Origin of the sequence: Pedobacter sp. Bi126, from assembly GCF_918698245.1 — a bacterium.
GTDB lineage: Bacteria > Bacteroidota > Bacteroidia > Sphingobacteriales > Sphingobacteriaceae > Pedobacter.
In genome coordinates this window covers 108,486-121,145 of the sequence record NZ_CAKKMS010000002.1, presented here as the reverse complement: position 1 = coordinate 121,145, position 12,660 = coordinate 108,486, and the positions used below count along the sequence as shown (strand labels likewise).

The following is a 12,660-nucleotide window of genomic DNA, read 5'->3' as shown; positions in this document are numbered from 1 at the left end:
ACTTATAGAACATTAAGACAGTTGATTCCTATTCCTTAAAGCATAAACACTTAATGCAATGCCGCCAACAACAAGAAAAGTAGAAATCATTTCTGCCTGGGTAAAAGACAAACCAAAAACATGGTATTTTGAGTTTACGCGGATTAATTCGATACAGAAACGTTCAATACCGTTCAAAATCATGTAAATACCAAACATTAAACCAGGTGCTTTTATTTTATCTCTAATTTTCCATAAAAAGGCAAAAAGAATTAAACAGATAATTACTTCATAAATTGGCGTTGGGTACACCCCTTGAGCCAGTTCATTACAAAATTTACCAGTACAACCAGGAATTGGAATGCCTTCGCCTACTACATTATTCGGGTATTTGTAAGACCACAACCAATCTGGCAACCAGGAAAATGGCTTTGGATTATGATTTGGGATACCCCAGTCGCCATCGCCGGCCAAATGGCAACCAATACGGCCTACCGCATAAGCCAGCATCATTCCCGGCCCGCCTACATCAAGCATATGGAGCGGTTTAATACCATTTCTTTTAGCAATAATTAATACAGCCGCACCGCCGCAAATTAAACCACCATAAAAGGTTAAACCACTAAACGATAATAAGCGTTCTATAGGGTGTTGAACAAAATCATCCCAATACTCTAGGTTATCGAAAAACTTTGCCCCTAAAAAGCCCCATATAGCCGCCCAAACAATCAGGTTACTCATGGTTTGGTATGGGTGGATGGTTACCTGTGTTTCTTTTGGCTTATCTAATTTATGTTTATTCTTTTCAGTATAATCCCAGTAAGCAAACAAACCGGCGAAAAACAACCCGCCAATTATATTTCCTCTGGTCGACATTAAGATCGACTGTGCATCATTTACAAAAAGCTTGTAGTTTAACAACGCATAAACCAGTTTATAACCAATAACGAAACCGAAAAGGCCATTCATGATCAACTCTGATGTAGTAGCAGGTTTGCCAACCACAATTGTCTTTTTAATTGGGTGGAGTATACCTAATGCTTCCTTACGCTTAAGCTCTTTGGTGAAAGCCCAGTAACCAGCAACAAACGCCAGTGCTACAAAAACACCGAAAGTATTAAATGGAAGCGGTAAATTAATGCCGAACAAGTATTCTAAAAAATGTGAAACGGTAGGAAACATACAAATAATTTGTTGCGAAGATAGGAAAGAAAGACCAAAGCTGAAAGATTAAAGCGGAAAGCTTAAAGACTAAAGGAGAAAGACCAAAGCTCTTGGTTGAAAGGCCGAAAAAGCGTATAAAAATCTATTTTTTTTTGGAAAAGAGTGGTTCTATATTTCATCGGTTAGTACAGCCCTGCTCTCCACGCTACTCTGTGTTCGCTGCGATCAGGTTTAGTTAACTTATTACATTAGTTCTTAGGGAATTTTCTTTGATCAATCAATATCAATTCCATTATCTATCTTATAATTTTCCATATTTAAGGTCCTTCGACTACGCTCAGGATGACTAATCGAGGAAATGTGAAAATATAAATTTTGACTCAAGACTTCCGTCCAATGACTCGGGACTAAACTAATGATGCGCGTGAATCGTTTCCAGTTCGGCTACTTCTACTTCTCCATCGGCAGTAATTTCTAAAAGCTTAACCGCTTTCAATTCATTTACCATAACCGGATCGTATTTTGCACGTACTTTTACATAGTTTTTAGTAAAACCATGCATGTAACCTGATTTCTGATCTGCCTCGAAAAGCACTTCAGCTTCAGCGCCAATTTGAGATTCGTAGAAAGCCCTACGTTTTTTATCAGATAAAATATGGAGCATTTTACTACGCTCATTACGCTCGCTGCCCGCCACAACACCTTTCATTTCGGCTGCAGCTGTTAATTCGCGCTCAGAGTAAGTAAATACGTGTAGATAAGAAATATCAAGCTGATTTAAAAACTGATAGGTATCTAAGAAATCGTCTTTAGTTTCACCAGGGAAACCAACAATTACATCTACGCCGATACAACAGTTCGGCATTACTTCCTTAATTTTGGCAACACGTTCTACATATAAATCTGTACGGTAACGTCGGCGCATTAAACCTAAAATTTTATCAGAACCCGATTGTAAAGGAATATGAAAATGCGGAACAAACCTTTTCGAGGTGGATACAAACTGAATGATCTCATTGCTCAAAAGATTTGGCTCAATAGATGAAATACGGATTCTTTCAATTCCTTCTACCTCATCTAAAGCCTTAACAAGGTCAAAAAACTTATCTTCACGCTGACCGTTTCTAATTCCGAAATCGCCAAGATTTACACCAGTTAAAACAATTTCTTTAACACCGCTATCTGCAATCATTTTTGCGCGGTTCACCACATTTTCAATGGTATCGCTACGACTTGCACCGCGTGCTAAGGGAATGGTACAGTATGTACAAGGATAATCGCAACCATCCTGTACTTTCAAAAAAGTACGGGTCCTGTCGCCAATCGAATAAGAGGCAATAAAATTATGGTTAACTTTCTCTATATTTTGCTGATGAATAAGGGTTTTCGGTTGCTTGGTTAAATCGGTAATATATTCTACTATCCTGAATTTTTCTGCAGCACCCAAAACCATATCAACACCTTCTATTTCGGCAATTTCCTGTGGTTTTAACTGTGCATAGCAACCTACAATGGTTACAAAGGCATTAGGAGAATATTTTAAAGCTTCTTTAACAACTTTACGGCATTTTTTATCGGCATGCTCCGTAACAGAGCAGGTGTTAATCACATAAACATCGGCCTGATCCTGAAAGTCTACTACAGCATAACCCGCATCGGTAAATAACCGACCAATAGTTGATGTTTCGGAGAAATTTAGTTTACAACCTAATGTATAAAATGCGACCTTTTTCATTGAGGCTGCAAAGATAGGAAATTTGTTCGGAGTTGTTGGTTTTGAGTTTTGAGAACTGACAAATTACAGACTATAAATTGTTTGGAACGCATATAGTAGTACCATCTTTTAAACGCAGCTCGTGCATTCCTTCAGGACAGGCTCTTTTCTCACAGCCAGACAAACATATGCCTGAGACTAATAAAACGACTATAATAAAGCTTAATTTTAGCATGGGGTATCGGCTATTTAGTTTGAATTATATAGTTTAATGCATTCTTTTACGGCTTCAAAGCTATAACTATCATCTTTTTTAAATTTTTCCAGCAAACCTGGATTGTCAGCTATTAAATTATACATACTATCTTTCCGCTCCTTCCGCGAACCAAAGATCTGGTTACTTTTCACTTCAAACAATTGTCCGTTTTGTTTGCTGGCATACCAGATCACCACGTATTGATTATTCCCACTTTGTCTGTAATATTCGAACAAATCAATTTTACCTTTAACCAATCTTTGTAAAAAGTCTGGACTGCTTTTGTCAGGGCGTACTTTAACGAGATAATTTATCTCTTTTTCTACTTTATAAAATTCTTTGGTTTCGCGGATTGGAATTTTATTAAAGCTGGTACCTCCCTCTGGCTTGAACCGATAAAAACCAATAAACTGTTTTTTTATTTCACCTTTTAAAGTGTCATTTTTTGAATTAATCAGAAAATCCTGCTGGGCCTTAACCTGAGAAAAAAAAGCACATAACACTGCACAGCATAAGATAGAGCGTAAATATAATTTCATGGAATGATTTTAAATTAATCAAAAATATCTAAACTTTGGCAAAATAACAATTACTGCTCCTGCCAACGATAACTTTCCTGATCAAAACCTGCCAGATCTAATACCCGGCTAATTACCGTGCCGGCAACTTCTTCTATTGTTTGAGGCAAACTATAAAAAGAAGGATTGGCCGGACAGATGATTCCACCCGCTTCAGTTACGGTTTTCATATTGTTGATATGGATTAAACTGAACGGGGTATCCCTTACTACAGCTATTAATTTCCTGCGTTCTTTTAACACAACATCTGCTGCCCTCGAAATCAAATCGTTCGATATTCCATGTGCTACCCTACCCAAAGTTCCCATAGAACAAGGAATGATAATCATGGTATCGTATTTTGCCGATCCTGAGGCAAAAGGAGCATTAAAATCGTTTTTGTTATAAAAGGTAAAGTCTTTAAAATGGTTATAATCCTGGTTTCCAAGTTCGAATTGCCAAACCGCTTTTGCATTATCGCTCATCACTACACCAACTGTCTCAATCTGATCTTTTAATGTTAATAACCGGTCAAATAAAACCTTTGCATAAATAGATCCGCTGGCACCTGTAACCGCAACAATCACTTTCTTTTTCATCATAGCACAAAAATAGTTTTTCTAAATCCATTAAAACAAAAAAGGGCCAGAACATTGTTCTGACCCTACATCTACCTATGAAAAACATACCCTCGAAAGGGTAAGAACAAATATATATAAATTTTTAAAAAAAATTTAGCAAGAAATGTTAAATCGCTTAAATCAAACATTTAATTTAAAAACAAAACATAAAATACTGATTATCAGACAAATAATTTTACATAAAAAACACATAAAAGCTTTTATTCTACTTAAAAAGACATCATTTTTAATAAATTCTCGCTTAAGATTGTCTTACAAATCAGTCATAATCGGCAAGTAAGGTCCTATTTTATAATTAGGCTATTGATTTTTACACTTTTGACTTTACAATTTTTTCATATTGATATAACATAAAATCAATTCGATCGGATAAAAATATTAAGGCCATTTTGCAAATATAATCTCCAATGAGTGCCCTTTCGTAACTGAAGAGCAAACGAAATATTATATACCATTTTTTATAAGCACCATATTAACGATAATAGACCAAGAACTAAATAAGAATAAAAATACTGAACCACAACAACTTACAATCAAACAGAAAAACAGCACACTTACTATTTATACCGTTCTGTATGATAAATATTATATCATCCTTACAAATCGGTTGGTGATTAACTGCTTAACGATTATATTTGAAAAAGTGTCAACTTAAATTTATGATAGATTTAGCCTCTCCATTCTTAAAAGCACTGTTAAAACATTCCAAGAACCCCATAATTATTTTTAAGGTAAAGCCGATATTGGTGGTGGTAGAACATAACGATGCTTACCAAGCTTTAATAGGGCGGGTTGGAGGAAAATTAAAGTTCTATGATATTAACATTATCCCAAATCTCCTGTCTGCTGCTGAAAAGGTACTTCTGATTAAAACAGTTCAGAAAGTAAGTGAGCTTAAAGCAAAAGCTACGCTGGTTATTCATCCCATCTATTCTAACTCGCCAAATGTTAAATGGGAATTGGAATTCTCGCCGGTATTACAAAACGATCGCCCGGTTGAATATATCATCTGTTCATTAAGGGAAATTCCGTTAGACGAAAATGACCTTGAGCATATTTTATTTGAACTTTCAGAAAGTGAAGCACGTTTTAGAGGATTTTTTGAGCAGGCTCCTCTGGGCATGTGCGTATTAAAAGGTCCGGAGCTTATTACAGAATATGCTAACGATAATATATTAAAACTTTGGGGCAAGACAAGGAAAGAAGTAATCGGGATTCCACAAGAAAAGGCACGACCAGAGCTCGAAAAACAACAAGCACTTGTAGCGCATGTTAAAGATATTTTTAAAAACGGCCATCCCTTAACAATCAATGAATTAAAAATTTCGACACCTATTTCAGATGGTTATTTTATAGCTTTTTATGAGCCGTTAAAAAATGATAAAAATGAAGTAAGCAGAATTTTAGTGATTATTAAAGATATTACGGAGCAGGTAAATTTTAAAAAAGAACTACTTAAAGCTAAAGACATTTTAAAAATAGCCATGGATGCATCAGAAATGGGTTCATGGAATATCGATCTGGGAAGCAAACAAATACTTTTATCGGAAAGGGCACAGCAAATTTACGAACTGGAAAATAACAGGCTGGGTATAGAAGAAGCCAAATCACTTATATCTATGGAAGACATCGGGCACCTTACCAGTGGCATCAGACGTGCATTACACCACCGAAATGCTTTTAACATCGAATATCAGATTAATTTGAATGGCATAAGCACTAAAAGCAAATGGTTAAGAACGGCAGGAAAAGCCTATTATAACGAACAAGGAAAAGCCGTTTATATTGCCGGAGCTGTTTTGGATATTACAGAACATAAACAGGACGAAATTAGAAAAAACGACTTTATCGGTATGGTAAGTCACGAGCTTAAAACTCCACTAACATCGTTAAGTGCTTATGTACAACTTTTACAGCATAAATTTAAAGAAACGGATAACGACTTCACTATTCAGATACTTGATAAGATAAATATTCAGCTAAAAAGAATGTCGTTAATGATTGATGGCTTTTTAAATGTATCCTTGCTAGAAGCTGGCAAAATTTTATTGAACAAAACAAATTTTAACCTAGTTCATTTAATTAAAACCATAGCTGAAGAAAATAGAATTGTTTTACCCAGCCATTTCATCCAAGTGATTGGTACGGAAGAAATGATTGTAAATGCCGATATGGAGAAAATCGGCAATGTGATCACTAACCTGATTGGAAATGCAGCGAAATACTCAAAAAAGAACTCTTTAATTGCAATAAAGTGCGAAACACAAAAGGATTATGTAGTTGTTAGTGTGGAAGATGAAGGTATAGGCATTAGGGAAAATGATATACCCAAACTTTTTGACCGTTTTTACCGCGTAGACAGCCCCGACACTAAAACAATTGCAGGATTTGGAGTTGGCCTGTATATTTGTGCCGAAGTAATTGAAAGACATCAGGGAAAAATTTGGGCAGAAAGCAAATTGGGTAAAGGTTCTACATTTTATTTCAGCTTACCCGCTGCAAATGACCTATAAATGTTTAACATTAATTTGCTTTGGGCAAGTGAAACTAACCTCTTATTTCTTCCATTTCCAACTTAACGTTAACCGCTACCAAGCCACGTTTGTGTAATTCTATTTCAAAAATTATTTTCGAATTTATATTAATTTGATCAGATATATTATCTAATTGAAAGTGAATATCCTGGCCATTTTCGTCAATAATGATTCCGTGTCCATATTCAAAGTCAATTTGAGTAACGTCTCCCTTCCTCATATCGCCCATTACAGAATATTTTTTTTATAAATAATAAGCAATTATAGTGATTTTACGTATAATTAAAAATACATAAAATTATTTTTTTGTATAATTATTAATATTTCATATACCTTTTATGATTACTAAAACGAATTAATAGAAGAGAATGAACGATTTTGACTTCATTTTAATTATGATTGAAACGTTATTTTTTTTTCAAACAACTGGTTTACAAATTGTTATTATAAATAAAAAAAACTATTTTTATTGAACCAAATCGAGCTTGTGCGTGTTATTAATTGAATTAATCATCCCAATCATGAAAAATCTCATCCAAACCCCGAGCATTAAAGAAGAAATCATCTTATTATCCGAAGAAACAGATCGAAATTATTGGGCTAAGCGTTTAGGCGTAAGTTCTGAAGTTTTGAAATCTGCGGTGAGGGCAACAAGAAGCATTATGTTAAATCAAATTACGGCTTATTTAAACCAGCAAAAGAAAAACATCAGCATTTCCTGATTTTTAAATCGGTATAATTATCTGATTAGAAAATTATATTTCATTTAGCGTATTAACGACGGCCAGTACTTCTTTGCATTTAAATAAGATGGTTTTAAATCTTTTCATCAATGCGATGGATCGCTATGCAGATATATTTTACCTGCGATAGCGATGCCAAATCCTATACCATTTTTTATTATTAGGATAACTGCGATGCGATGTTCTGTTGTTTATCATTATAGCGACTAACAGTAAAATACTAGCGCCAGATAAAACCGGGCACAGTACGTACAAATAACCTAACGAATGGATTTTAGCTGACCCGATATTGGCTATTAGTGCGGTAGCTCCACCTGGAGGATGCAGTGTTTTGGTAATCTGCATCAATACAATAGATAAAGAAACTGACAAGGCAGAAGATAACCACACTTCGCCGGGAATAAGTTTATGAACGGTAACGCCTACCAATGCACAAACCACATGCCCACCGATTAAATTCCTCGGCTGTGCCAATGGGCTGTTTATAATTCCATAAATAAGTACCGATGAGGCTCCAAATGAACCGATGAGAAACAGGTTATCGTTGGCGGTAAAGTATTTAGAATGGAGTAAGCCAATAATGCCAATACCTAGAAACGCTCCAATAAATGTCCAAACATGTTCTTTAAAATCGATTAAAGTTTCTTTGTAAACGATGTATTTTGCTGTGCGAAGGTGTTTTCTTATCCGTTTTCTCATAACCCGTACTGGAGCGCGTGCAAAATTAGCAAAATATAAAAGGGAAAAGAGAAAGTTTTACAAATAAAAAAGGGTTGAAAAATTAATTTCAACCCTTTAAAATGATTATTATTTCTGATTTATTTTTGAGACTGTTCAGGCGCTTTTCCGATCAGATCCATAAACTGATCTAACTTAGGTGTAATAATGATCTGTGTACGTCTGTTTTTTGCTTTCCCTCCTGCCGTTGTATTATCAGCAATTGGATTAAATTCACCACGTCCACCTGCGGTTAATCGCTTAGGATCGACAGCATATTTAGTTTGCAATACCTGAACCACTGATGAAGCACGCAAGGCACTTAAATCCCAGTTGTTTCGGATATTGGTTTGAGCGATAGGCACATTATCGGTATTACCTTCAATCAGCACATCGTAAGTATCGTAATCTTTAATGATTTTGGCGATTTTACTCAATGTTTCTCCAGCTTTATCAGAAACCTCATAACTACCAGATTTGTATAACATGTTATCAGCCAAAGAGATATAAACTACACCTTTAAGCACCTGAACATCAACATCTCCAAGTTCTTCTCTGCTTAATGAACGGGTTAAATTATTGGTTAACACCATATTAAGCGAATCGCTTTTATTTTTGGCATTTACCAATTGTTTGATGTATTTATTCGAACTGTTAATTTCATCAACCAGTTTCGAAATGTTAACATTGCCCTGGCTACTAGAATTTAAACATTTGTTCAAAGCATCCTGCAATGCGGTTACATTGGCTTTTTCTGATGCGATCTGCTCTTCCAAACTTTTAACCCTGCTGGTGCTGCCGCTAAGCTCGCGTTGGCTATCCTGATATTTATTACTTAACTCCTGGTTCCTTTCTCTTAGCTTAGAATAGGTATCCTGAAGTTCTGCATATTTCTTATTGCTTACACAACCAGCTGCAAGCGTAATGGCAAAGAGCATTATAGGAATTGATTTGTATAATTTCATAATCTTATTTTTATTTATTGATAATAGGTTAACAAATTCCTTGCCGCAAAGTTCAATACCGGCCTGAACCGATGTTAAAAAGCGTTAATCTTTACCGAATCGAAGCTAGCCAAAGCTTTATACGTTCTTAATCCTATACTACCAGATTGATATTGACTATCTGTTGCAGAAAGAATGGATTTTGCCGACCCGTTTATAAAAACATCAAATTTATCTCCTTTCGCCACTATCTTTAAGGTGTACATTTTGTTTATTTCAACAGGATATTTCCCTGAACTTATAACGGTCCATTTTTGTCCGTTAGCTTTTCCCAACAGTACCGTTCCATTAGACTGATCCAAACCCACATAATACCCTTGGTAAGCATCGGCACCGATTGCCGGGTCAGAAACCCTGAACATTAAACCAGCATCACCGGCAGTATTGATTTTAACATTAGCCTGGTAAGTAAAATCTTTAAAATCTGTTCCATTAGCTACATATTTAGATCCATTTATACCATAACCACCTGAGCCTGCGTTCGATGCCGAATTAACCTGTCCATCTTTCCAAAACCAACCACCTCCATAAAAAACCCAATTATTGGCCATTCCCTGATCAAAATTTTCGACCAAAGCCTTATTTATTTTTTTTGGCTGACCGATTACAGGAAAACAGCTTAGGCGTATATTTTCAGACCCATAAGGTACCAAGGTAATCTCTTCCTGTTTTTCGGTTGAAGAAATTGGACTAAAAGGCACATCAAAAGCAGCTACTTTGTTGTACCCTAGCGTCCAAGACGGAATCTTTTTTGCCTGAACCTTTAATTTAACCGGTGCATTCGCGGCAATAAAAGGATTTTCGGGCATTGTAGCGCTCACCACATTGACGTTGCTTAAATTACCTTTATCTAATACTAAACCATAGTTCCATGCCGATTCCGGACGGATTTCGTAATCTGTAAAGCCAGCAACCGGATGTGTTTTGGTTACCTTATTTGCTGCCTTAATTTCTAATGCATACACAATAGGCCCACGTTCTACACTAACGGAATTGTTTACTTGAGCCTGAGTAGTAATTTGCATCGGGAAATTCAGTTCTAATTGATCCTGATCTTTCCATTCGCGGGGTATGGTAAACATTTCACCGGCTTTTACTCCTTTTAATATAGTTCCATTTAATTTAACACTTGGTTTTACACTCCACGCAGGGATTCTTAAAATCAATGGAAAGGATGTAGAAGTGGTAAGCCCCACTTTTAACCTGATCTGTTCTTCGAAGGGATAATTGGTTTCTTCGGTAATTTTTATTTTTTTATTGTTGGCTACTACAGTTTCTATTTCCATCGGGCCATAAGTAATTACTGCCAAACCTCTCTCGGGGGTAGCCACTACACTGCTTTTTACAAAATAAGGCCAGCCCATGTGCATGTTATAGCGGCAGCAGCCATAACCGGAATAAGGACTAGAAACAATCCCTGAACTATAATCTTGATTAAAGCCATGCTCCCCATGAACGCTTTGAACCTGATTGGGTAATGTATAATAAGAATGGTTTTTAAAATCCCTGCTAAACTGTGCAGGTAAAGCATTAAAGGCTATTTTTTCCAACTGATCACCAATACTGACATCGTGAATAACCTTTGCCGCAGTTTCTAAACTCTGCATCCATTCTACCACAGTACAGGTTTCTACTCCTTCTACGCTGCTTGTACCCGCCAGAAATTCAGTTCCTGAACCTAAACCTTCTGGCTGACCATGGTCGTGCATAATGTGCACTATGCCTTTGGAAAGTGCTTCAAGATTAGAAGCATGATCTTGAAGTTGAGCATAAAGCACTGGGAATTTTAAGGCTTGAGCTACATTAACCATATGTTTTGGCTGAAAATCATCACCAAAAAAGTAAAACCCGTTGTTGCTATAAATATCGATCCAAGGGTATGCCTGTTGTTTTAACTTTTCTACAAGTCGTAATAAATCCTGATCGCCGGTTTTATTGTAAAGCCAAATGGCTATTTCCATATTATCGCCTGCTCTTGATTTACCCCATTCCTTTAATGGATCGCTATCAAGATTAGCCAGTTCATATTTGAAATATTTTGAGAGAAAAGGAATTACCCTTTTATCATTTGTGGCCTCGTAATAGCTTTGCAAAGCGTACATCATTGGCATGCGCGGCCACCAATCTTTCATTTTCGGTGGGCCGAATAATCCGTTGGCTTGTTGATTGTTCAAAGTCCAATCGATGTACTTTTGTGCTTTTGTTTTTAGTATAGGATCATCTAAGGTATAAGCCAATGCTACCAAACCTTTAACATAATATGGTACCCGCTCCCATCCATTCCCATCGCCTCCCAGCCAATCGGAATTTTTGCCCAGATTATCTTTTTCAGGGTATAACTCTTCTGCCATTCCCGTTGCACCATCTCTTTGCTGCTCTAGTTGCTTTAACAACCATCCTTTGGCTTTAATACCCCCTATGGGCAATTGCACATAAACATGCTGTTTTAAGGGTTTTTTATTGAATTCAGTTAAATTCTGGGCATTTAAAGTATGAATAGATAGACAGGAAACCAGAAAATAGATTGAGGTAAATATTATTTTCATAAAAGGATTATTGGTTAGATAATATTTCATAAAACTAATAAATATCAGCGAATATTAAAACGATTTAGTAATCTTATATTCAAACAATTCAAAAAGCAATGTTAAGTTGGTTAAAGCAAACCTAAACGCTGAAAATAATAAATTGAAAGGTAAAAAATTATACAGTTTGCAAGGCCAGAGGTTTACACCAGATTGTGATATATACCTATTTTTAACTCGCCAGGGTAAACATTAGTCTTGTTCTGTCATCAAGCTTTTGGTTGAAACTGAGATTAGTTCTATATTAGATCTAGAGAGCGTTAATTTAGAATCGGGGGATAGCCATTGGTTATTCCCCGTTCTTATTTTTAAGCAAATATTTTATACTGAAATGCTTGTACAACTGGCAGAAATTACTTTCCAATCTTCTCTCACTTTACCCCAAACCCTTAACCATTGATATTTGCCGTTAAGTAAAATATTTGAATAACTTCCCTTAATAAAAAGACTTGCAGAAACAATAACAATAGATTCAAAAACACGTATTTCCCGCTTGGATACATTGATTTTGGTAATTTTGGTCATGCCACTCCGGTAGACATCCAGATCCATCTCTTTATCCAACACATTCCCATACTGATCATGAAAAAGCATTCCATCAGCAAACAATAAATCGAGTATGTTCAGGTCTCTCCTTTTAAATCCATCTAATAATTTTTCTTCTAGGTCGGCAATCAGGAGAATGGTTTCCTGGTCTGATAAAATATTTGGCATAATTTCCGGTTAGCTGGTAAAAATATAAAGTAAGCCACAAAGAATAGCCTAA

11 protein-coding genes are annotated in these 12,660 nt (G+C 36.0%); 2 read left to right on the top strand and 9 right to left on the bottom strand.

What is annotated here, in order from left to right; all coding sequences use genetic code 11:
- Positions 1 to 12: 12 nt before the first annotated feature.
- The 4 genes from LQ201_RS05695 to LQ201_RS05680 all read right to left on the bottom strand — a co-directional run bounded on the left by LQ201_RS05695 (position 13) and on the right by LQ201_RS05680 (position 4,272).
- Positions 13 to 1,161, bottom strand: coding sequence for a prolipoprotein diacylglyceryl transferase (locus tag LQ201_RS05695; RefSeq protein ID WP_230139994.1), 1,149 nt, complete (start codon positions 1,159 to 1,161; stop codon positions 13 to 15).
- Between the two features lie 394 nt (positions 1,162 to 1,555).
- Positions 1,556 to 2,878: a tRNA (N(6)-L-threonylcarbamoyladenosine(37)-C(2))-methylthiotransferase MtaB gene (gene mtaB / locus LQ201_RS05690; protein WP_230139992.1), complete on the bottom strand. Its 1,323-nt coding sequence runs from the start codon at positions 2,876 to 2,878 to the stop codon at positions 1,556 to 1,558.
- A gap of 228 nt (positions 2,879 to 3,106) precedes the next feature.
- Positions 3,107 to 3,652 (bottom strand): hypothetical protein, encoded by a 546-nt coding sequence (locus LQ201_RS05685; RefSeq protein WP_230139984.1) that lies wholly within the window; start codon positions 3,650 to 3,652, stop codon positions 3,107 to 3,109.
- A gap of 50 nt (positions 3,653 to 3,702) precedes the next feature.
- Positions 3,703 to 4,272, bottom strand: a complete 570-nt coding sequence (locus LQ201_RS05680) for a UbiX family flavin prenyltransferase (RefSeq protein ID WP_230139983.1) — start codon at positions 4,270 to 4,272, stop codon at positions 3,703 to 3,705.
- Between the two features lie 698 nt (positions 4,273 to 4,970).
- Here LQ201_RS05680 and LQ201_RS05675 point away from each other — a divergent pair.
- Complete coding sequence (locus LQ201_RS05675) at positions 4,971 to 6,824, top strand: ATP-binding protein (protein ID WP_230139981.1); 1,854 nt, start codon at positions 4,971 to 4,973, stop codon at positions 6,822 to 6,824.
- A gap of 34 nt (positions 6,825 to 6,858) precedes the next feature.
- Here LQ201_RS05675 and LQ201_RS05670 read toward each other — a convergent pair whose 3' ends face one another.
- The gene (locus LQ201_RS05670) at positions 6,859 to 7,074 is read right to left on the bottom strand and encodes a hypothetical protein (protein WP_230139974.1); all 216 of its coding nucleotides are present in this window, start codon (positions 7,072 to 7,074) and stop codon (positions 6,859 to 6,861) included.
- A gap of 292 nt (positions 7,075 to 7,366) precedes the next feature.
- Between LQ201_RS05670 and LQ201_RS05665 the strand changes: the two genes are divergently transcribed.
- Positions 7,367 to 7,567: a DUF3606 domain-containing protein gene (locus LQ201_RS05665; protein WP_230139972.1), complete on the top strand. Its 201-nt coding sequence runs from the start codon at positions 7,367 to 7,369 to the stop codon at positions 7,565 to 7,567.
- Positions 7,568 to 7,705: 138 nt separating this feature from the next.
- On the opposite strand, the gene LQ201_RS05660 is transcribed toward LQ201_RS05665, so the two are convergent.
- The 4 genes from LQ201_RS05660 to LQ201_RS05645 form a co-directional block, all read right to left on the bottom strand.
- On the bottom strand, positions 7,706 to 8,287 hold the full coding sequence (locus LQ201_RS05660; protein ID WP_230139970.1) for an HPP family protein: 582 nt from the start codon (positions 8,285 to 8,287) through the stop codon (positions 7,706 to 7,708).
- Between the two features lie 119 nt (positions 8,288 to 8,406).
- On the bottom strand, positions 8,407 to 9,270 hold the full coding sequence (locus tag LQ201_RS05655) for an OmpA family protein (protein ID WP_230139968.1): 864 nt from the start codon (positions 9,268 to 9,270) through the stop codon (positions 8,407 to 8,409).
- Between the two features lie 74 nt (positions 9,271 to 9,344).
- Positions 9,345 to 11,855, bottom strand: coding sequence for a beta-L-arabinofuranosidase domain-containing protein (locus LQ201_RS05650; RefSeq protein ID WP_230139967.1), 2,511 nt, complete (start codon positions 11,853 to 11,855; stop codon positions 9,345 to 9,347).
- A gap of 360 nt (positions 11,856 to 12,215) precedes the next feature.
- Entirely contained in the window at positions 12,216 to 12,608 is a 393-nt protein-coding gene (locus LQ201_RS05645) for a nuclear transport factor 2 family protein (protein ID WP_230139965.1), read from the bottom strand.
- Between the last annotated feature and the right edge of the window lie 52 nt (positions 12,609 to 12,660).